General features: G+C 55.6%; 20 protein-coding genes. 9 read left to right on the top strand and 11 right to left on the bottom strand.

All coding sequences use genetic code 11. The features are described from left to right. Positions 1-83: 83 nt before the first annotated feature. Complete coding sequence (locus tag ABLV75_RS12270; RefSeq protein ID WP_004099329.1) at positions 84-260, bottom strand: hypothetical protein; 177 nt, start codon at positions 258-260, stop codon at positions 84-86. 790 nt (positions 261-1,050) lie between these two features. Here ABLV75_RS12270 and ABLV75_RS12265 point away from each other — a divergent pair. From ABLV75_RS12265 to ABLV75_RS12250, 4 genes are read left to right on the top strand one after another with little or no spacing between them, the layout of a single operon-like run. Further along, positions 1,051-1,860, top strand: a complete 810-nt coding sequence (locus ABLV75_RS12265) for an ABC transporter substrate-binding protein (protein ID WP_004099328.1) — start codon at positions 1,051-1,053, stop codon at positions 1,858-1,860. A 13-nt stretch (positions 1,861-1,873) separates the two neighbouring features. After that, positions 1,874-2,692 (top strand): amino acid ABC transporter ATP-binding protein, encoded by an 819-nt coding sequence (locus ABLV75_RS12260; RefSeq protein ID WP_004099327.1) that lies wholly within the window; start codon positions 1,874-1,876, stop codon positions 2,690-2,692. Next, complete coding sequence (locus ABLV75_RS12255; protein ID WP_004099326.1) at positions 2,689-3,441, top strand: amino acid ABC transporter permease; 753 nt, start codon at positions 2,689-2,691, stop codon at positions 3,439-3,441. The genes ABLV75_RS12260 and ABLV75_RS12255 overlap by 4 nt, the downstream gene beginning before the upstream one ends. Beyond that, a complete protein-coding gene (locus tag ABLV75_RS12250) occupies positions 3,431-4,114 on the top strand; it encodes an amino acid ABC transporter permease (RefSeq protein ID WP_004099324.1) in 684 nt (227 codons plus the stop codon). Before ABLV75_RS12255 ends, ABLV75_RS12250 begins: the two co-directional genes overlap by 11 nt. 193 nt (positions 4,115-4,307) lie before the next feature. Here the strand turns inward: ABLV75_RS12250 and ABLV75_RS12245 are convergent, their stop codons facing one another. From ABLV75_RS12245 to ABLV75_RS12215, 7 genes are all read right to left on the bottom strand, one after another. Beyond that, entirely contained in the window at positions 4,308-4,850 is a 543-nt protein-coding gene (locus tag ABLV75_RS12245) for a helix-turn-helix transcriptional regulator (RefSeq protein ID WP_004099323.1), read from the bottom strand. A gap of 687 nt (positions 4,851-5,537) precedes the next feature. Further along, complete coding sequence (locus tag ABLV75_RS12240; protein WP_004099322.1) at positions 5,538-6,242, bottom strand: fimbria/pilus periplasmic chaperone; 705 nt, start codon at positions 6,240-6,242, stop codon at positions 5,538-5,540. Continuing rightward, positions 6,211-7,824 carry a hypothetical protein gene (locus ABLV75_RS12235; protein ID WP_224226431.1) on the bottom strand — a complete coding sequence of 538 codons (1,614 nt, stop codon included), beginning with the start codon at positions 7,822-7,824 and terminating at the stop codon, positions 6,211-6,213. The genes ABLV75_RS12240 and ABLV75_RS12235 overlap by 32 nt, the downstream gene beginning before the upstream one ends. Before the next feature lie 19 nt (positions 7,825-7,843). Next, the gene (locus ABLV75_RS12230) at positions 7,844-10,372 is read right to left on the bottom strand and encodes a fimbrial biogenesis outer membrane usher protein (protein WP_004099320.1); all 2,529 of its coding nucleotides are present in this window, start codon (positions 10,370-10,372) and stop codon (positions 7,844-7,846) included. Between the two features lie 25 nt (positions 10,373-10,397). Further along, positions 10,398-11,066: a hypothetical protein gene (locus ABLV75_RS12225; protein WP_004099319.1), complete on the bottom strand. Its 669-nt coding sequence runs from the start codon at positions 11,064-11,066 to the stop codon at positions 10,398-10,400. A gap of 60 nt (positions 11,067-11,126) precedes the next feature. Beyond that, on the bottom strand, positions 11,127-11,714 hold the full coding sequence (locus ABLV75_RS12220; RefSeq protein ID WP_004099318.1) for a common pilus major fimbrillin subunit EcpA: 588 nt from the start codon (positions 11,712-11,714) through the stop codon (positions 11,127-11,129). 154 nt (positions 11,715-11,868) lie between these two features. After that, positions 11,869-12,411: a helix-turn-helix transcriptional regulator gene (locus ABLV75_RS12215; protein ID WP_004099317.1), complete on the bottom strand. Its 543-nt coding sequence runs from the start codon at positions 12,409-12,411 to the stop codon at positions 11,869-11,871. A 931-nt stretch (positions 12,412-13,342) separates the two neighbouring features. Between ABLV75_RS12215 and phnC the strand changes: the two genes are divergently transcribed. From phnC to phnE (ABLV75_RS12195), 4 genes are all read left to right on the top strand, one after another. Continuing rightward, entirely contained in the window at positions 13,343-14,185 is an 843-nt protein-coding gene (phnC, locus tag ABLV75_RS12210; RefSeq protein ID WP_004099316.1) for a phosphonate ABC transporter ATP-binding protein, read from the top strand. A 22-nt stretch (positions 14,186-14,207) separates the two neighbouring features. Next, positions 14,208-15,149: a phosphonate ABC transporter substrate-binding protein gene (gene phnD, locus ABLV75_RS12205; RefSeq protein WP_026056037.1), complete on the top strand. Its 942-nt coding sequence runs from the start codon at positions 14,208-14,210 to the stop codon at positions 15,147-15,149. Positions 15,150-15,217: 68 nt separating this feature from the next. Beyond that, a complete protein-coding gene (phnE, locus tag ABLV75_RS12200; protein ID WP_004099314.1) occupies positions 15,218-16,090 on the top strand; it encodes a phosphonate ABC transporter, permease protein PhnE in 873 nt (290 codons plus the stop codon). Beyond that, the gene (phnE, locus tag ABLV75_RS12195; RefSeq protein ID WP_004110914.1) at positions 16,087-16,968 is read left to right on the top strand and encodes a phosphonate ABC transporter, permease protein PhnE; all 882 of its coding nucleotides are present in this window, start codon (positions 16,087-16,089) and stop codon (positions 16,966-16,968) included. Before phnE (ABLV75_RS12200) ends, phnE (ABLV75_RS12195) begins: the two co-directional genes overlap by 4 nt. A 143-nt stretch (positions 16,969-17,111) precedes the next feature. On the opposite strand, the gene ABLV75_RS12190 is transcribed toward phnE (ABLV75_RS12195), so the two are convergent. Both ABLV75_RS12190 and ABLV75_RS12185 read right to left on the bottom strand, forming a co-directional pair. Beyond that, positions 17,112-17,774 carry an HAD family hydrolase gene (locus ABLV75_RS12190; protein ID WP_204723758.1) on the bottom strand — a complete coding sequence of 221 codons (663 nt, stop codon included), beginning with the start codon at positions 17,772-17,774 and terminating at the stop codon, positions 17,112-17,114. Positions 17,775-17,984: 210 nt separating this feature from the next. Further along, positions 17,985-18,794, bottom strand: coding sequence for a sulfite exporter TauE/SafE family protein (locus ABLV75_RS12185; protein ID WP_265815640.1), 810 nt, complete (start codon positions 18,792-18,794; stop codon positions 17,985-17,987). Between the two features lie 101 nt (positions 18,795-18,895). Here ABLV75_RS12185 and ABLV75_RS12180 point away from each other — a divergent pair, with 101 nt between their 5' ends. Next, the gene (locus tag ABLV75_RS12180) at positions 18,896-19,693 is read left to right on the top strand and encodes a helix-turn-helix transcriptional regulator (protein WP_004110905.1); all 798 of its coding nucleotides are present in this window, start codon (positions 18,896-18,898) and stop codon (positions 19,691-19,693) included. Between the two features lie 7 nt (positions 19,694-19,700). On the opposite strand, the gene ABLV75_RS12175 is transcribed toward ABLV75_RS12180, so the two are convergent. Beyond that, positions 19,701-21,488 carry an aryl-sulfate sulfotransferase gene (locus tag ABLV75_RS12175; RefSeq protein WP_016809784.1) on the bottom strand — a complete coding sequence of 596 codons (1,788 nt, stop codon included), beginning with the start codon at positions 21,486-21,488 and terminating at the stop codon, positions 19,701-19,703. Between the last annotated feature and the right edge of the window lie 19 nt (positions 21,489-21,507).

The raw sequence follows: 21,507 nt of genomic DNA, 5'->3' as shown, positions 1-21,507 counted from the left end.
TTCCTGCGTCGCCGCAACCGCAAACAGCCTCGCGCTACACAAAGCACACCTCGTTCCAGTAGGCTTCACGCGTCCTGCGCCGCTCAGTATGTTTTATCATGGCGAAACCACCTTGTTTCAACGTTGCCGAGCTCAATTCCATAGAGACTGGCGACCGGCAATATTGCCTCCATGATGCGTTGGGTATCCTGCTGCCCGGCTTCACCGTCAGATAAAGAAGCCAGCCAGCCCGTTATGCGTTGCCACAGCGCCACTTTCATTTTCTCCTCCGTCAGGAAGCATTTTTGCCTGGGTCTATTTCAACCACAGTTGACGGCGAGCGGGAAATATCAATTCCGGATTAGTAATGCTGCGGGATGCATATTGGGGCCTTTCCCGGATTGCGACGTAAACGTCTTATCCGGGCTACTTTTCCTCGGTTTGGTAGCCCGGACAGGCGCGTCAAGCGCCGCCTCCGGGAGAGTTTCATACAGCAGCGGAGATATCTCTGAAACAACGTGTTATGCAGCGATGCCCTGGCCCCCGCTGAAATCGGCGAACCGGAGGACCGAAGACAAGGGCTGGCCGCCAGGGATGGCGGCCAGAGGCGAATCGAGACACGACAAAATTGCCTGGAGCAATTTTGAACAGCGCTTGCGCTGGCCCCGTAGGGGCGAGTCCCAGGGATGGGACGAGTAATGTCGAGTTGAGCCGACCGCAGGCTGAGGTCCGGGAGGTGAGCGCAGTGCGCAGCACCGATTTCTTTGCGGGACCGCGGGGATTGTAAAGGGGGAGACGGTTTTCTCCCCCTTTTCCCGTTCACGTACCTCGATGAGGCATTTTCTGCGACTTGATGGTGAACGGAACCCCTCTACACCCTCCCGGAGGCGGTGCTACGCACCTGTCCGGGCTACTTTTCCCCAGCGTAGTAGCCCATCCGGTTAAACAATACCCACAGTTTTGTTAAGTTCTTTTTTGTTATAGATAAGAACTTTTTCTTCTTTGCCGCCGATGGGCGATTTGTGGGAGCGTGATAAACACAAAACAAAACAGGGATTCAGGGGAATAACAATGCGCATTGCAAAAACAAAAATCGCGCTGGCGCTGGGCATGCTGGTGCTCGCCGCGCAGGCTCAGGCCGATCAATTAGCCGATATCAAAGCCGCCGGCGTGGTCAAAGTCGCCACCTTCGACGCCAACCCGCCGTTCGGTTCGGTAGATCCGAAAACGCATAAAATCGTCGGTTACGACGTGGACTTCGCCGAAGCGCTGGCCAAATCTCTCGGCGTTAAGCTGGAGCTGGTCGCCACTAACCCGGCCAACCGCATTCCGCTGCTGCAGTCCGGCAAGGCCGACCTGATCGTCGCCGATATCACCATCACTCCGGAACGTGCACAGGTCATTGATTTCTCAACACCTTACTTTGTGACCGGCCAGCAGTTCCTCGTTCCGGCAAAATCACCGGATAAGCTCGATGATTACAGCAAAGCGCGCATTGGCGCGGTAAAAGGCACCACCGGCGAACAAGCGCTGCATCAGCGTTTCCCGCAATCGCGCGTGCTCTCTTATGATGATATTCCGCTGGCGCTGACCGCCCTGCGCAACGGCAACGTGCAGGCCATCACTCAGGACAGCACCATCCTGGCCGGACTGCTGGCGGAAGCGCCGGACAAAGCTAACTTCAAAATCATCCCCGACCTGCTGAGCAAAGAAGAGATTGGCGTCGGTGTGAAGAAAGGCGAACCGGCCCTGCTGAAAGCGGTCAATGACGAGCTGGTCAAGCTGGAGAAATCCGGTGAGGCGGCCAAAATTTACGACGTCTGGTTTGGCCCGAGCACCAAAACCCCGCAGCCGCGCGCCTTTACTATCGAAGCGAAATAAGCAGAGAAAGATGATGTTATCGGCTCTATTTTCACGCTCCGCGGCATCGTCCGCGGATTTTTCGCATCTGCAGCGCGCCAGCATTGAGTTTCGCGATGTTGCCAAAAGCTACGGCGACCATCGGGTGCTGAACGGCGTTAACTTACAGGTTGAACCCGGCGAAGTGGTGGCGATCCTCGGCCCTTCGGGATCGGGCAAATCAACCCTGATCCGCCTGATCAACCAGCTTGAATCACTCAGCGGCGGCGAAATACTGATCGACGGCAAACCGACAGCGCAGCTCACCGGCAGCGCTCTGCGCCAGCTGCGCAGCCGGGTCGGCTTTGTTTTTCAGCAGTTTAATCTCTATGCCCACCTGACGGCGCAGGAGAATATCACCCTCGCGCTGGAACGCGTTCACGGCTGGGGCAAAAGCGCCGCCCGCGAACGCTCGCTGGCGCTGCTCAACCAGGTCGGCCTTGCGGATAAAGCCCGGCAGATGCCGGCCCAGCTCTCGGGGGGCCAGCAGCAGAGGGTGGCGATTGCCCGCGCCCTCGCCTCCTCGCCGCAGATTATTCTGTTCGATGAACCCACGTCGGCGCTCGATCCGGAGATGATCGGCGAAGTACTGCAGGTCATGAAAAATCTCGCCCATAGCGGGATCACCATGGTGGTGGTGACGCATGAGATGCAGTTCGCCCGCGAGATTGCTGACCGGGTGGTGTTTATCGACGGCGGCGATATTCTCGAAGTCGCGCCGCCGGCTGAGTTTTTTGCCCGGCCGCAGCACGCCCGCACCCGCCGTTTCCTGCAAAAGGTGCTCGATCCGCTGCACCAGGAGAGTGAGGCGTGATCCCGCATCTCGACTGGCATGGCGTGCTGAGCGGGCAGCCGCTGCAATGGATCATCTCCGGTTTTCTCACCACCGTCTGGGTCAGCATCGCCGGGATGGTTCTGGCGACCGTGCTGGCCATCCTGCTGCTGGCGCTGCGTCTCGGGGGCGGCAGGCCCGGCCGCTGGCTGGTGGCGGCCTGGGTTTCACTGTTCCGCAATACGCCGCTGCTGGTCCAGCTGCTGTTCTGGTATTTTGCCGCCTGGAATCTGCTGCCGCTGGGGGCGCGGGATTTTATTAATGACGATCGCAGCTGGTCGATTCTCCCGGGCAACGTCTGGTGGCTGACGCCGGAGTTTCTCTGCTCAATGTGGGGACTCGGGGTCTTTACCTCGGCGTTTCTGATTGAAGAGATCGCCTCCGGGCTGCGCGCCGTTAGCCACGGTCAGCGGGAAGCAGCGCTGTCGCAGGGGTTTACGCCCTGGCAGGAGCTGCGCCACATTCTGCTGCCGCAGGGGCTGGCTAACGCCTGGCAGCCGATTATCGGCCAGTATCTCAACCTGATGAAGCTCTCTTCGCTGGCGAGTGGTATCGGCTTTGCCGAACTGACCTATCAGGTGCGGCAAATCGAGAGCTACAACGCGCATGCGCTGGAGGCGTTTGCCGTCGGCACCGCGCTGTATCTGGCGCTTGGGGTGCTGATGGGCGTGGCGCTGACGCGTCTCGGTCCGGGAAGAGCTCAGCAAAGGAGAGCCGGTTATGAACGCTAATCTGGCGGTCATCGTTGATAACCTCGATTATCTGCTGTGGGGGCGGCTGGCGGACGGTATCCCCGGCGGCGTGGTGCTGACGCTGCTGATGGCTATCGGCGCCGCCGCGCTGGCGCTGCCGGGCGGCGTTCTGCTGGCAGCTATCGCCTGGCGCTACGAGGGGATCGTGCGGCGGCTGCTATTTCTGTGGGCGGAAATTATTCGCGGCATCCCGCTGATCTTCGTGATTTTCTGGCTGTGGTATCTGCTTCCTATGCTCACCGGCAGCGATCTCCCGGGCGCGGTCACCGTCACGGTGGCGCTGGCGTGGTTTACCGCCGCCTCGGTGATGCATTCAGTGCTGGCGGGCCTGCAATCGCTACCCCGTGGGCAATACGAAGCAGCGCTGACCCAGGGTTTCGCTCCCGGGCAAACGCTGCGCCTGATCCTGCTACCGCAGGCCCTGCGTAACGTTCAGCCGTCGCTGGTTGGGATATTTATCGGCCTGCTCAAAGACACCTCGCTGGCCTTTATCGTCAATGTACCGGAGCTGACTACCGTCGCCGGGCAGGTCAATAACCGGGTGCAGATCTACCCGCTGGCGATTTTTGTTTTTACCGGCGCGGTTTACTATCTGCTGTGCTGCGGACTGAGTCTGCTGGCAAATCGCCGATATGGGAGAGCGACCGGGTAGCCATCGGCCGTGGCGCGGTGAAGGATTATCGCGCCACGCTGCGTTTCCTGAGCAACGCGTCTCTTCTGCGCCGGAGCAAGGCTGCTTGATACTATTTCAGGTAATACATTGATTTATATAATATATATTATTTACGACCCATAACATTTACGCTCGCCCGGCGAAGGGATAAACGACCCGCCGAGCTTAAATCTCAGATGGCTAATTTATTTATTTTAAAATCCAGCTTCACCTCCGCGTTACGCTGATGGGTATAAACCGTTTTGACGCTGCAGTTCTCAATTTTGGCAATAGATTTCGGCTGTATCCCCTGCGCAAGATGACCAATGATTTGCATCTCTTTACGGGTCATTTTTCCTTTTTTTATATCACTGCGGCGAAAACGACCGTTTATGGCTCGGGTCAGCTCATGGCGAATAGCGTATAAGGATTCCGTATAAACCACGCCTCTGGCCTGACTATTGAAATACCAGTAATTGGCCAGCGCCTCCAGCCTGGTTGCGGCAATTAATATCACCTGTTTTTTCTCGGCGATTTTCAGCCATTGGTGTTCATGGCTGATAAAGTGGCTCATAAATTTAGGGCTAATATTAATAAACATAAACCCGTCGCGTAGTTCATCCAGAGATGGGTAGATCAAATCGCGGATATCAAAAATAATCGTGGATAATCCGTCAACAAAGTAGCGATCTTCTCTCGGCCAGATACATGACCGTAAATCAGTGAGATAGTCCATATATCACGCGCTCCTCATCCATGATTTGCCGCTTTCCTTAACGGGAAGAGTACAAAGGAAGGCGACTCCTCTGCGCAAAAAACGCCACTAAACATATATAAGATGAATAATTCAGATTCTATATAACACAAAATAAAACATACGCATGGCATATAATTTGTATTTAAATGCGCAATCACAATATGAAACAGCCACTTTATGTTTCAGAAGTTATGTGTTTAATTAACACGAGTCAATATGAAGGATGGATGAAATGGCACTTCACAACTAAGAAATTAGAACCCCTAAAATAAAATGATAAAAAAAATTAGAGTATCTTAATTAACTTAAAAACAAGAAATCACAAAAAAACCATTAATTACAATGAGATAATAAAAACATGGCGCTTGAAAATAATTCTCAATTCATCTGGTCCAGGAATTTCCCCACCAGCCATTAGGAACTTTCTTAGGAAAAGCCATATTAATAGAAAAAATTCATAGCCGGAACGATAATGACAATTAGTATGAATTATTTAATGATGGAATATCATATATATTCGGGATACGAAAACATCATTTCATCACGTATCAAAGCGGACATAATGTTGATATTTTTTCGGCGCAAAATAACATCAAAAAAACATAAAAAATCAAAAATAGATCATTCTCAATGATGAATGTTATCCGGATGGCGAGCGCTGCCCGGCTACTTCACCGGACAGTCTTTTGTCATTTTAATAAATTTGTCGTTATAGATAATGTAGTGGTTCCCCGGCTGGCGCAGCGAAGCCTTGCGAACCACGTCCCCGGGCCGCAAATACCATGCATCCCCTTCCTCTTCCGTCGTATCGCATCCGGGCTTGATCAGCAGCTTAAACCAGGTATTGCCGGTGTTGCTGACGGTCCCCGCCGCGCGATCGTAAGCCCATTTGAACTGTACCTCGCGCGGGCGAACGACGAGGATAGTGTCCATGACCACCACCGGATCCATACTCACTTCCGTACCGCTTTGATTACGCATTACGTAATTACGGGTCGGAATTTCCCGGAACGATACCCGATAATAGCGCTCGCGGTTATCTTTCGGGCCGTGGTAGTAAAACTTAAAATATTCGCTCTCCCCCGCCTGTAGAGTGAGCTGACGCGGGGCAAACAGTAGCTCGCCGTCCGCCGGACGGGAACGCACCTCTTTGCCGCCGGGGCGGTCGATAGCGACGATAGAGACCCGATACAGCCGGGCGCTTTTATTGTTGTTGATAACCCGCTTAGCAGCGAAATTGTCTTCCGCTGCCAGCGAGAAGGTTAAATTCCCCACCGAGATAGCCTGCGCTGCTGTCGCCAGTCCCAGCGACAGCAGGCAGATCAGCATCCGCAGCAAATTAGTTAATGTTACGCCACGTCGCCTGGACATGAATTTCTCCTGAAGCACTCACTTCACCAAACCAGCCGTTATCATCCACCGTTCGCAGCGATATCGCATTATCCATCGGGATGGAAAACTTGACCGTCGTTTTGTCCATCTGCCCGACATCGCCGGAAATATCCGTCCATGGCGTGGTTAACCACAGGGCATCGGTCATATCGCGCCAGGTATCATCGCATCCGGCATCGTAAGTTTTGGTTGACCCGGTCTGCGTCGTAAACGCCAGCGTCGCCGGGAACGGCACCTTCGCCGTGCCGTCGGATGAACTAAAAATACAGTATGAACGCCCGCCAATAACCTGCGCCGGGCCGGTGACTTTAATCAGCACTTCATCGGCGGCGGTCTTACCGCTGGTCGTCACAATATAGCCGAAATCCAGCGACGGCTCGCCGCTGCCCACGTAGCCCTCGCGGGTCGGCGCCGAGGTGTACTCATCGGAAATAATGCTGATGCTGAAATCACGCGGCTTAATTATCAGGGTGTTAGAGGTTGAAAACTCGTACCAGCCAGACTCGGGCGAGGTGGTGTTATAGAAACGGAAATTAAACAGATCTTTGGTATTCACGTCGCTGATGCCCAGCGTCACCATCTGCTTAAAAAAGTTGCTTGAGAAGAAGACATACACTGAATCTGATGATTTCATCTCATTAAACGTATAGTACTGAGAGATGCCGCTCACCGGCTTCCATGAGTTGCCGTCGAGGCTGAACTGCATATCGTAGCTGCCCACCGCGGAGGCCAGCGCCGAGTTGCTGATAGCCGGGAAAATATGAATTGAGGTATTGCTGAGGCCGTTGGTTTGCAAATTGTAGTTCACCATTTTGCAGCTCAGACCGGAACGGGTACCGATAGTCTGGGTGCGACAGTCGGCATTGCCTTCGCCCAGCGTCGGAACCCCGTCGCTGTTGATAAACACTTCCGCCAGCGCATGGGTGTTAATCAGCTTCAGGTTTGCCGCTTTAGTATGGGTGACGTTACGCACGTACCAATACCCTGAGGCCTGATCTTTGCAGCGTGCGCCGCTGCTGGCATCGTAGCTCACCGACGTCATGCAGGAGTTGATGGTCATTGAGAAGCTGCTGCCCACCGACATCTGCTGCAGATACTGGTAGAAAGCATCGGACATCATGCCGTGCATCCACTTTTGTCCGCCGGTGGTTACCGTCGCGCCATAGAAGCCGTTGGCATCGGTAGTTTGCGGCAAGATCAGGCTGGTGGCCATATCGCAGCCCGCATACCAGTTGATACAGCGCAGGCCGAGTAAAGGGTGCGAAGCCGGTGAGTTATCCAGCCACATATCGAAGAACCAGTTGGCGTACAGGCCGGTGTTATAGCCGTTGTCGATATAGCCCAGGCTCTGCTGATAAATGGTGCCCGAGCCGTTATATTTCAGTCCGGTCCAGCGGTTAGCCCCGGTCATACGCGGGTCCAGCGCGCCGCCCGGGGTGACAAAGAAGTTATCATCCGAGTTGTTTTCCACGAAAACAAACTGCATGGCCGCCGCATCCGGCCAGGTGGTTTTGGTGACCGCGGCGTTGACCCGCGTCACGCACAGCGCCGCCGTTAACATCACTAAACATGCCAGCCACTTAGCTTTCATTACCTTCTCCTGTCGGCTGCACGCGGGCATAGGTGGAGAGGCCGCTACAGACCACATCGCCCACCCATACCGCGCCGCGCGCCTGGCTTAGCTCCAGCGCCACTTCGCAGCTCTGGTTTTTACCGTAACTGAAATCGATGGTGGGATACTTTTTATCCACGTCCATCACAAACTCACCGTTCTCATCGGTGCGGGTACGACCGATATGGTTATTAATCCGCGCATTGGCCAGCAGCGTGCCGTCTTCCGCGCGAATGCGCCCGGAGACCGTGACCATCTGCTTCACTTCCGGCTCAATCACCGCCACGTTCCCCGGATAAAGGGTCAGCTGGCTCTTGCGCCCGGTCACGATATCGTAGCTGTCGAGCGAATTTTTACTGTTCTGCAACTCCACTTCATAGCGGCTGTAGGGCGACAGCGGCAGGTAGTTGCGGTTGCCGGAGAGCTGAACAATGCGACCGTTAACTTTGGCGCTCAGCTTGCCGTCATTTTCCAGTCCGGTGTTGAAAATCACCCCGGCATTGCCGTCGGTGCGGCCGCTGGCGGCGATATTTTTCCCCTGCCAGCCCACGCTGCCGTTGGCGGTCAGGTTGGTGTTCACGTAGCCATCCACGCCGCTGTTCACGTTCAGCGTACCGGTGGAGTAGCGGGTATCAAACTGAGCATATGCGCCGCCGCTGAGGGTTTTATCATCGCCTGTGTCGCCGGAAATCGCCCGCGAAACGTTGGCGCCGATGGTACGGATGGTGCTGCCTTCATCAAACTGTTTACGCGCCGACAGGTTGGCCATGGTGTAGCCGTTCTGATGGGTCATCCCGGCGCTGAACCAGTTGCCGAGCGGCAGCGAGAAATCGAGCGCAATATACTTCCCGGTGCTGGCGCTGCTATCGCCGTTATTAAAGCGCTGTATCCCTGCGCGCAGGCCCAGCGATCCCCAGGATCCGGTATAAAGCGTCTGGTAGTAATCCGCCGTGTAGTAGTGGCTGTTATAGCGGCGGTCATCGTTATAGCTGATGCTGAACGTCCCCAGTTTTGACCAGAGTGAATTGAGATTCAGCGTACCGCCGATAGCCCGGTTGTCGGCATTACTGCGCCGAATCCGGTCGCCAATCTGCGTTTTTTCCTGGTTGACCCACACCGAGCTGAAGCCGCCGGGCAGCGTGGCGCTGATGCTGCCGATGCTGCTCCACGAGCTGTCGCTGGCCAGCATATTCTGCAGGTTCACGTTAATGGACTCAGTGATCGGCAGGGTCAGGCGCGTCTCGGCGACGGCGTTGTTATCGTAACCGTAGCCGGTCGCCGCCCAGCTTAAGGTGCTGAGCGAACCGGAGGCCGAGGCGCCCGCCAGCCAGCTGTCTTTAGCCGGAAGCGTCTTTTTACCGCTCTCAGACCAGCGGTCCATATGGAAGCTGCCGCCCCAGAACTGCCAGGCCAGCGGCGCGCCGGCGCCGCGTCCGCGGCTGAACAATTTATTGACCCGCTGGGTACGTTTGCTGACCACCCGGCCATTCACAATGACTTCAACCTCGACATCGTAAATGCCATACGGCAGACCGCGCGTGTCCACTTCGTGGTTACCCATGGCAAAGTTCTGCACGCTCATCAGGCGCCCGTCGCGGGTGAGATGCACTTCCCCGGCGGCGGGTAAAAAGGCGACCACCGGCGTCGCCGACTGGGAGTTGTCGAACACCGTTGAACTGGCCTGGTTGCCCCATGAGGCGCCGTAAATCTTCCCTGCCGAAACGGCGGTCATCGGGCCGAGGGACTGTAAATTCCAGGTATCCAGCATCCCGCCCGCAAAACGATGGCCGGCAAAATCGCGTTCATACATCGCTTTATAGACTTCGCTGTCCTGATTGCCGGAGCCTATACCGTACAGCGAGCCGTCGAGCACCACGTGGTGCTCGCGCAGCGCGGTGACGTTGTTCAGCGACAGATAGCTGGAGGTATTGTTGCCGCCGTTGCGCATCTGGTTGTTATATACGCCGAGGTTATAGTTCATCGTGCTGCTGAGGGTATTGACGCTGGACTGACCGATATCTTCGCTGCGCGAACGCAGCACGGTACCCAGCGCCTCCTTTCTCACCACCAGCTGCAGCAGCAGCTGGCGCAGGCTGAGCTGTAGCTGCGCATCATCTGTCAGACTAATTTTGAGTTCTTTAGTGAATGCTTCATTGGCCAGCGCGGTCAGCTGCTTGCGGGTCTGTTCGCTGACGGTGGCATTGTTATCGTTCTCTTCCAGCTGTATTTGCCGGACGCGCAGTACGCCGTTATCCAGCCAGATAAAAGCGTTGCCGATGCGCTGATCGTCCTGGGTACCGTTGCTGCCTTCGAGGTGAATAAACAGAGGAATGCTCATTCCGTCCTGCAGCGCCTGGCTGAAGGCCTGAGGGATAATGACGCCGCCGATTTGCTGTACTTTGTCAGCCGCGGCGGAAACGCTGAGCGGAACAAGCAAGATGGCCATGCCAGAGGCAAGGAGCACTTTAAGTCCTGGGGCAATCCCTGGTATAAGCATAGTTTTGGTCCGTCAGCACAGTTGTCTATTTCACGGGAACAAACTGCTCGCCCTGCCAGAGCGCGACCCGTCCTTTTTTGTCAGCCACATTGACGCGCGTAAAGCGGCGCTCTTTTCCGGGCATCAGGAAGTAGTTTTCTTTGCAATCCTTACCATCCGCCGGTTTCAGGCACGGGCCATAGGCCAGAATGCGCAGGGTGGCGTTGCCGGTATTGGTCAACGTGCCGTTGGCGTACTGATAGCGGTAATTCACTTTTCTCGGGGCCACCACCAGGATGGTGCCGATGCGTGCCGAAGCCGTGGCTACCGCGCTGCGGGTCGAGCCGTTGCGCTGGGCATCGCTGAGCGCCTGATCGAACCAGACGATGCGGTAATAGCGCTCTTTATCGTCCGCCGGGCCTTTATAGAAAAAGCGGATCACGTCGCTGGCCTTCGCGGGCAGCAGCAGGCTGGCGGGAGTCAGTAAAATCTCGTCCTGCTTATCCATCGGGATCACCTTACCGCCATCCAGCGGCGAAGAGAGGCGTTCCATATGGATGTTGATTAAGCGACCGCTGTCGGTCGTATTTTTGATCTCTTTGCTCAGCGTGCTGCTGTCGCTGTTCATAAACGAAGAGATATCGCCCACATCCAGCGCCAGGGCAGGCGTCATTGTGCTGAGCAACAGGCCGATGGCCAGAATGTGTTTTTTCATATCATTTCATTCCGTGAAAGAAAGCAGGGGGAGAACCCCCTGCCTGGTGCTACGAGAGGATCAGCTGGTCCAGGTGGCGTCGAACTGTACGCTGACGTCACCGCTCCAGATACCTTCCGGCAGCGTGCTGTAGTCAGTAACGGCAGTTGTGCCGTTGGTGGTGCCGCTGATGATGGAGAACGTGAAGCCGTCCTGAGCGGTGGTGCGGCCAGCGGTGTTATAGCCGTTAGACAGCGCGCTGAGGTTGCCGCCCAGGGTGCCCGCAGCGGTGTCGATCATGACGGTGTCAGCCGTTTTTTCGACCGCAGCGCCGTTGTAGTCAACGCCCACGCTCAGGGTGGAACCAGAGGTATCCAGCTGAGTCAGGGTATTGGTGATCAGACGCGAGGTCAGCTTGAATGCGGTCGCGGTGGTGTCACCTTCAATAGCCACATCAAACAGGCCTTTCTGTGAGTTAAAGCCTTTAACCCCTTCAGCATACTGGAAAGCCAGGCTGCCCAGCGGAGTCACAACCAGCTTGCTGGTTGTGTCTTTTTTGGCGGTTGCGGACCAGGTAGCGACTGCCTGAGCAGTAACGTCAGCTGCCTGAGCGACACCCATACCGGCAAACGCGGTTACCAGAGCAATTGCAAGAACCTTTTTTTTCATAGCTTTTTCATCCTGAGTTTATTAAGGGACCTGATGTCCCACGTCTGTGTGCATTCCCGCCATAGTTCAGGCCGCATCATTATTATCTGCGACGCAAATTATTTTGGGTGTTACGACCTGGTGCACAATTTTTAAATACAACGTTTATTACTAATTACAGCGCTAACTTATATATTTTTGAATACAGTTTGGCCTCAGCATTTCGCCGATGGGTATAGACTGTTTTCACACTACAATTCTCAATTTTGGCGATAGATTTCGGATGCATTCCCTGCGCCGTCATACGAATTATCTGCATTTCCCGGTTAGTAATTTTATCTTTCTTTATATCTTTACGTAGAAAACGGCCATTGATAACGTAAGCCAGCTCCTGACGAATATCCTTAGCTAAGTCTACGTAGACCACGCCTCGAATGGAGCCATTGTAATACCAGTAATTGGCCAGCGCCTCCGAGCGCCTTGCAGCAATAAGTACAATCTGCTTTCCTTTCATTTCAGCCAACCACTCATTATCGCGGCGGATAAAATAATTCAGCGAACTGGCGCTAAGGTTAATAAATACAAATTCCCGGCGTACCTTTTCTAGTGAAAGATAGATTAAGTCATCGATATCCAGAATAAGCTCAGCGAGACCTTTTAAAAAAAAGCTATCATGCGCCGGCCAGATGCACTGATCTAAAGAATATTTATAATCCATATAGTGTTAAACCCCATAGTCCTGGAAATCTTGAACGTATCACAACACTGCTGATAGCCCAGGCCTGCAAAGTCTAATTCAGCAAATTCCCTCTTATAAATATATCCAATCTAAAACCACAAAATAGTATTGCTTGAGGCAAAGAACACTAAATGACTTGCTTGTTTCTTGTGTCACCAAATTTAGGATTTTTCTCCATGTGTGTCAATAAGTGCGCTGGGGGCTAATTACCGACCAGGTCAATTTAAGCCTGAAGAATAAAAATAAGGATATTGAGTTAAACACAAAAAGTATTTGTTTTCATATGGTTATTGGTGGGATATGCGTCGATTCTTAAGTGAATATTATATGTTCCAGGATCTTAGCTATTAGCTGTTAAGACTATTCTTAACCGCACTTTCATTCGAAAAATCAAAAAAACCGAAGAAATTCAAAAAATAAGAAGAAAAAACCAATAATCAACACAAAAATAGTGGTTAATTTCATTAATTAGCGTAAATAATGAAATTATGCTCCGCACGAAAGGTATAGTCGCCGACAAAAAATTTAGCGCGGTGAATCGTAAACAAGCACGAAAAGATTATCTATTCGGTTAAATCGACTCAGAAAGAAGATTTGCACGAACATCCTGAGGCCTTGCTTTGCGCCAGCGGCAATAAAACCGTTGCGGCTAATGTCGCATAAAACGCGGCATCTCTATCAGATGAAATACGTATCATTCTTAATATCGTACGCATAGCGTATTAAAGGTAGGCTGAGTATTTTCAGACGCCGGATTGCCGATGCAAAAATGTGATCACTGACGGAATTTTTCGTCATCCGTTACGCTGACTCACCGGTTCGTTCACTATTTGTTCGCCTTATTGTCATCTGGCAGTCATATAAAACACCATTAATAGTGCCCAGTTTACTGACGAATCTGGACGCACTTATGAACAGTTCCCTGGCTGCGGTTGCAGAAACCGATTATCAACCGTTTACGCCGCCGTTTATCGACCGGCAGCGTAAGGTCCTGAGCGTACGCAACCTGAGCAAAGCCTGGCGCGCGCAGCAAACCGTACTGGATAGCATCAGTTTCGATCTGCATGCGGGCGAATTGGTTGGCGTGATCGGTCGCTCCGGCGCCGGAAAATCAACGCTTTTGCACGTCATTAACGGTACCCATCGCGCCAGCGGCGGCGAAATCCTCAGCTTCCCGGAAGGAGGGACGCCGCAGGACGTATCAAAGCTGTCCGGGCGGGCGATGAACGCCTGGCGTAGCCAGTGCGGTATGATTTTCCAGGATTTTTGCCTGGTTCCGCGTCTCGACGTGTTGACCAACGTGCTGCTGGGACGCCTGAGCCAAACCTCAACCCTGAAATCATTATTCAAAATCTTCCCCGACGCCGACCGCGCCCGCGCTATCTCCCTGCTGGAATGGATGAATATGCTGCCGCATGCGCTGCAGCGAGCGGAAAATCTCTCCGGCGGCCAGATGCAGCGCGTGGCCATTTGCCGGGCCCTGATGCAAAACCCGGGGATTTTGCTGGCCGATGAACCGGTCGCCTCTCTCGACCCGAAAAATACGCAGCGGATCATGAATGTCCTGCGCGAAATTAGCGAACAGGGCATCAGCGTGATGGTAAACCTGCATTCGGTGGAGCTGGTGCGAGAATACTGCACGCGGGTTATCGGCATAGCCAAAGGCAAGATTATTTTTGACGACCATCCCACGCAGCTGAATCAGGATATTCTGCATCGGCTGTATGGCGATGAAATTAGCCAATTGCATTAATTTCACTCACACGGGCAAAATAATGAAAAAGTACATCACTGGCGCAGTTCGTTTATCCGCAGCGGTTGCAGGCATTATGATGGCGTGGCAGGCAAGCGCTGCTGAACAACCGAAGGAATTAAACCTGGGTATCCTTGGCGGTCAGAACGCAACGCAGCAAATTGGCGACAACCAGTGCGTTAAGCAATTCCTTGATAAAGAGCTGAAGGTTGATACAAAATTACGTAACTCCTCCGACTATTCCGGCGTCATTCAGGGATTACTGGGTGGCAAAGTTGACGTGGTATTAAGTATGTCGCCGTCTTCTTACGCCTCCGTTTATATTAACAATCCGCAAGCGGTCGATATTGTTGGGATTGCCGTAGATGATAAAGACGGGTCCCGCGGCTACCACTCGGTGGTGATTGTCAAAGCGGACAGCCCGTATAAAAAGTTAGAGGATCTGAAGGGCAAAGCGTTTGGCTTCGCCGACCCGGATTCCACTTCCGGCTTTTTAATTCCGAACCACGCCTTTAAACAGCAGTTCGGCGGCACCGCGGATAATAAATATAATAACTTCTTCTCCAGCGTGACCTTCTCCGGCGGCCACGAACAGGATATTCTCGGCGTGCTGAACGGTCAGTTTGCCGGTGCGGTGACCTGGACCTCCATGGTCGGTGACTATAATAGCGGCTACAGCGTCGGCGCCTTCAACCGCCTGATTCGCATGGATCATCCGGATTTGATGAAGCAAATCCGCATTATCTGGCAATCGCCGCTGATCCCGAACGGCCCGATCCTGGTCAGCAATTCCCTGCCTGCTGATTTTAAGGCCAAAGTCATTACCGCGATTAAAAAGCTGGATACCGAGGATCACGCCTGCTTTATTAAAGCGATGGGCGGCACGCAGCATATCGGCCCGGGCAGCGTGGCTGATTTTCAGCAGATTATTGATATGAAACGCGAACTGGTTAGCGCGCGTTAATCCCACCCTGACGCTGCCGCCCGGCGAGTGTCGCGGGGGGCAGCGACTCGTTGAAGACACAGCGACGCATGAATAACACCCATACCCAATTCGAACGCTACTATCAGCAGGTACGCTCGCGACAAAAGCGCGATACCTTTAGCGGGTCCCTGCTGCTGCTGGTACTCTATTTTGCCGCCGGCAGCCTGGCCGAGTTTAATCTCCTTACCATCTGGCACTCGCTGCCCAATTTTCTTGATTACCTGTTTGAGACGTTGCCCACGCTGCACATCGCCGATCTGTTTGCCGATTCGCATACTAAGGGCTCTCTGGCTTACTGGGGCTATCGCCTGCCGATTCAGCTACCGCTTATCTGGGAAACGCTGCAGCTGGCGCTGGCGTCGACGCTGGTTGCGGTGGTGATTGCCACCCTGCTGGCGTTCGTTGCCGCTAATAATGCCTGGTCCCCTGCCCCGCTGCGTGTTGCCGTCCGCGTGCTGGTGGCTTTTCTGCGCACCATGCCGGAGCTGGCGTGGGCGGTGATTTTCGTGATGGCTTTTGGTATCGGCGCCATCCCCGGCTTCCTGGCATTAATGCTGCACACTATCGGCAGCCTGACCAAGCTGTTCTATGAAGCGGTAGAGAGCGCCCAGGATAAACCGGTGCGCGGCCTGGCCGCCTGCGGCGCGTCGCATCTGCAGCGTATCCGCTTTGCCCTGTGGCCGCAGGTCAAACCCATCTTCCTCTCATACGGCTTTATGCGCCTCGAAATTAACTTCCGCTCCTCAACCATCCTTGGGCTGGTGGGCGCGGGCGGCATCGGCCAGGAGCTGATGACCAATATCAAACTGGACCGTTACGATCAGGTCAGCATCACGCTGCTGCTGATTATTCTCGTGGTCTCGCTGCTGGATATGCTGTCCGGCCGCCTGCGGCAGTGGGTTCTGGAGGGGAAAAAATGAGTCAGTGGCAAAATCAACCGGATATCGCCGCCAGCCGTCGCCAGCATCGGCATTTGTATCAGGCCCAGGGGCGCTATCTGCGCTATATCGGCCTGCTGACGCTGGCCTGCCTGCTCTACTATGTCTGGTTCTTTATGCAGTTCGGCATCAGCGGCGAGCAGCTCGCCAGCGGACTGGAGCAAATCAGTCGCTATCTGCTGCGGATGTTCGTCTGGCACGACTTTTTTAACTGGCCGTTCCGCTATTACTTCACGCAAATCGCTATTACCCTGGCGATTGTTTTCGCCGGGACGCTTACCGCGACGGTTATCGCCCTGCTGCTCTCTTTCCTGGCGGCGCGCAACATTATGCGCGGCGTGATTCCGGGGACGATTGCCCTGCTGATGCGCCGGTTGTTCGACGTGCTGCGCGGTATCGATATGGCGATCTGGGGGCTGATTTTTGTCCGCGCGGTGGGGCTCGGGCCGCTGGCCGGGGTACTGGCGATAATCATGCAGGATACCGGGCTGCTGGGGCGTCTGTACGCTGAGGGGCACGAAGCGGTTGAGCGCTCGCCGGGACGCGGGCTGACGGCGGTAGGCGCGAACGGGTTACAGAAGCACCGTTTCAGCATTTTCACGCAATCTTTCCCCACTTTCCTGGCGCTGAGCCTGTATCAGATCGAATCGAATACCCGTTCCGCCGCGGTGCTCGGCTTTGTCGGCGCGGGAGGGATCGGCCTGATTTATGCGGAAAATATGCGTCTATGGAACTGGGACGTGGTGATGTTTATTACCCTGCTGCTGGTGGCGGTGGTGATGGCGATGGATACGTTGTCCGCCTGGCTGCGCCGCCGCTATATTGGCGGCAGCGTGGTGCCGCTGTTTAAAGCGGATTAGTTTTTTCCGGATCGCGCTGCGCCTCCCCGGGGAAGTCTGATATCACAACATTCCCGGAGGCGGCGCTGCGCAGCTATCCGGGTTACCCAAACTGCACGAAAAAGTAGCCGGGTAAGGCGTTTACGCCGCCCCCCGGGGGAAAATCACAGCCGCCACGTCAGTACCGGCCACTGATGCTGCGCATTCGCCGCCGTCAGCTGCGGACACGGGTTGACCAGCCGTACGCGATCGGCGCGCAGGCACAGCGGCAGATCGTTAATCGAATCGGTGTAGAAGGTCACCTCGCCCGAACAGGCGGGATGCGCCGCCAGCCACTGCTCAAGACGCACCACCTTCCCCTGCTGATAGCTCGGCGTACCGGCAATCACTCCGCTATAGCCGCCGTCCACCATCTCGACGTCAATGCCCAGCGCCTGCTCGATGCCCAGTTGCGCCGCGACTGCCTGTACCAGCAGGCTGACCGAGGCTGAGATCACCAGTATCTGCTCGCCCTTTGCCTGTAAAGTCCGAATCAGATCCCAGGCCTGCGGATAAACGCGCGGCAAAATTTCTTCACGCACGCAGCGCGCCAGTAGCGCATCCACGTCCTGCTTTGTCACACCAACCAGCGGCGCCTGAATCAGAGCCACATAATCGGCGATATTCAGCTCGCCGCGATCGTAATCGTCCATCAGCATCGCTTCCCGCGCCAGGTAATCGGCATCGTTTACCCACCCTTCGCGCACCATAAAGCGGCTCCACAGCGTACTGCTATCGCCCTTAATCAACGTATTATCCAGATCGAAAATGGTCAGCGTTTTACCCATCGTTTATTTTCCTTTATCGGCCACAGCGCCTCGCGCGAGCATGCGCAAGTAAAATGACAGCAGAATGAACCGGGCATAACGAGTCTCCTCTTCTATGCCAGTTATAACTGTTACCCATGTATCCGGTCTAAAGTGTTACCCATGTTTCCGGTTCATACCCTACGCTTACCCGGGCGACTCTCGGATGGATGCGCAGCGCCGCGTCCCTCATTATCCCCGCATGCTCATCACCAGCAGTACGGCTATCAGCAATAGCGGATAAATTCTCACATGCCAGCGATCCGGTAAACGCGCCAGCCAGCGGGAGGCTATTTTTAATCCCAGCCAGCTTCCCGCCACCAGCTGCGCCGCCGCCGACAGCCAGATGTTGCCGATAAATCCATTCGGTAACGACACCGGCGACAGCCAGGCGAGCAATAGCCAGGTCAGCGTCGCCGTTGCCGCCAGCGGCAGCGTCAGCACGTTGGCCATCGCCGCCGCTTCGGACATCAGCACGCCGCGACGGCGCATCAGAGGAACGGTCATCACGCTTCCCCCCACGCCGAGAAAAGAGGCGATCAGGCCAATGATGCCGCCTGTCGTAAGCTCGTGTGACACCGTCGGCGCCACCCGGCGGGAGGGCGGAGTCATAAATCCGGCGCGAAGGTAGCAATCGGCAACGGTTGCCAGCAGGTAGATAACGAACAGCCAGCGGATCCACTCCCCGCTCACCTCAAGCGCCAGCAGCGCGCCGGCGATGCCGCCAACGGCAATGCCGGTGAGCATGGCCCACAGACGACGCCAGCTCAGGGTGCCGGTACGCACGTGCCGCCAGGTCGCCAGCAGCGCGGAACAAAGCATAACCAGCGCCGAAGTGGCGACCGCGATTTGCATCGCCTGCTGTCCGACTGCGCTTTGCGCTCCCCACGCGCCGGTGACCAGTAAATAGAGCAGCGGGACGGTAACGAAACCGCCGCCGAAACCAAAGAGCCAGGTGGTCACGCCGGATAGTATGCCGCACAGAAAAAGCCAGTCGCTCATTCGAACTCCTCCACAAAAGGAGGTAACGATATAGAATAACTTCATGGCCGGCTTACGCTTTAAAGCCAATCTATTACGAATTTCAGCCAGGGCAACTTTTTATGCGCAACGTTGCGATTAATGACGTCGATCATCTGCCTCGCCGGGTGCTGGCGCTGGGCAGCGACTATCCGCCCAATACGCTGCTGGAGCGCCACAGCCACCGCCGGGCGCAGTTTCTGTACGCGATGAACGGGTTAATGAAGGTCGAAACGGATGACGGCCAGTGGCTGGTCCCGCCGTTCAGCGGAGTATGGATCCCGGCGACAAAACCGCATCGCGTCTGGATGCCCGGCGTCAGCACCCACAGCCTGTATATTGATGCGCAGGTCGCCCCGCGTGATAGCGAGCGCTGCGAAGTGTTACAGGTTTCTCCGCTGACCCATCAGCTCCTGCTGGCCGCCTGCCAGCTACCGCTGCTGTATGAAGAGAGCGGGCGCGATGCCGCCCTGATTGCGCTCCTGCTCCATGAACTGGGCGCCGCCGCGCCGCTGCCGATGTTTACCCCGCTCCCGCAGAACAGCCACCTCGCGGCGCTATGCGGCGATTTTCAGCGACAGCCCAGTATCCGCAGCACGCCGCAGCAGTGGGCGCAAAAGCTGAGCAAAAGCGTACGCACCTTTAATCGTCTGTTTCGCCGGGAGACCGGGATGGCCTTTTGCGACTGGCGCCAGCAGGCGTGCCTGATGTACGCCATGACGGCGCTGCGTGAAGGGGATTCGATTACCGAAGTCGCGCTGAGTCTGGGCTATGAGTATCCGGCCGCCTTTACCGCGATGTTCCGCAAAGCGATGGGCTATTCGCCGATGGCCTTTATCCGCCAGATCAACGGCGGACCGGCAAACGCCAGTCCGCAATAATCGCGACTTACTCTGCTGCGCGATTCAGCCAGTCGAACAGATTGTCCACCGAAAGCTGCGCGGGCGCGCGCGTTGCTGGCTGCCCCGCTTTAAGCAGCAGCAACGTCGGCAGGCCGCGCACGCCGAGCGTGGTCGCCAGATCCTGATGCTGGTCGGCATCCAGATAGCGCGTATCCAGTTGAGCAATTCGCGAGCTGAGTTTCTCATGCGCCAGCAGTTGCCAGAGCTTGCGGCAGTGCACGCAGCGCTCCGCGCCTACGAACAGCAGCACGGGCCTTTCACTCTCCAGCTCGCTCGCCGCGCTTATCGGCGTGAACGCGCTTTCCGCGACGCGGAACAGCTTCGGACTGCGGCGCAGGGTATCGTTATCGGTTGCCACGCACAGCGCATCGGCGCTCTTACTGTACGGCTGTACGCCCGCCACCCGCACCACGCTTTGCGCCGGTCCCGCTGCCGCCGCGCCGGGCTGGCGCAGGGTTCGTACATCGACCGCCGCAATCGGCGTCTCCTGCGGCTGCGCCAGCTGCGGGATCCAGGCGTAGGGAATGCGGTAGGCGCGATAGACCATATTGTTGTTCAGCGTCTTGCCCCAGAACGGCGAAATATATTCCCAGACAATTTCGTGATCGCGGGTCACTTCAAAAATGCGCCCGTTCGATCCTTCGTTAATCAGGGTATTGCCGTTTTCCAGGCGCTGCATATTGCTGATGTACGGGCTGTAAAAGCGGTACGAATCGGTCGGCTGCGGCAAATCCGCTTCATAAGGCGAATAGCGCCATTCGATATCAAGGGTCAGCGGATTGATCTCCAGGATCCGGGAGTAATCGCGCCAGGCGTTTTTCACTCCGTCCGCCGATGCCGGATTCGGCGCGCCGTATCCGGCCCAGCCGCCGTTATCGAAAATCAGGATATTGCCCGCGCCCGGTAGCCCCTGCGGGATCATATGCGCATGATGCTGGCCGATAATCCAGCCGATGTGTTTCAACTCCGGTTTGCTGTAGTCCGGGCCCAGCTGCCAGACGATCTTGCCGCTCTGTTTGTCGATAATGGCGATAATGTTGGATTCACGGGCGTCCCAGATAATGTTGTCGGGATGAAAACGCGCATCGCCAGCGTCATACCACTTATTCGGCCCCAGCGCCGACATCGAATTGATATGCATCCAGTCGCCCATTCCACCGCCGCTGGCGCGCATATTCGGATTGTTGTAGAGCGCGGTACGCGCCGCGTCGTCGAAACCCAGCTCGTGGAAATGGTCGCTGCAGCGCCACTCCCACACCACGTTGCCCTGCCAGTCGACTTCAATAATGGTGTCGTCCAGCAGCAGCTTGTCGGAGATCGCTTCGTTCAGCAGGTTGGTATGGGCGAGGATCAGGGTATTGCCGCCATCCACCTGCGGCTCCAGCCCCGGCGCGTAATAGCCCACCGGATTGCCTGCCCGCTGATAGTCGTGATGAGCTCGCGCCATCCAGCGCGTTTCATTGCCGGGATCGCTCACCTGCTCATAGCGATCGAATTTCCAGGTCACATTGCCTTCCCAGTCCACCTGGATCAGATCGAGCATATCCTGCATGCCGTAGCGCGGATCGCGCTCGCCGCTGTGACCAAGGATGGCGCCGCCGGGCAGGATTTTATTGGGAAATCCATGCAGTTCAGGCCATTCGCGTACCACGTGACCGTTCATATCTACCAGCACCGCGCCGTGTTCGGTGGCCTGGAAAAGGGTGTAGCCGCTCCAGGCGCGCTGCGGATCGTAGAGGGTGGCGCCGGTCGGGAAGACGGAGGGGTGTCCCATAAGTTGCTCCTTACATTAA

It is taken from the genome of Klebsiella sp. CN_Kp066, assembly GCF_040065135.1.
Taxonomy (GTDB): Bacteria; Pseudomonadota; Gammaproteobacteria; order Enterobacterales; family Enterobacteriaceae; genus Klebsiella; species Klebsiella oxytoca.
This window is presented reverse-complemented; position numbering and strand designations above follow the sequence as displayed.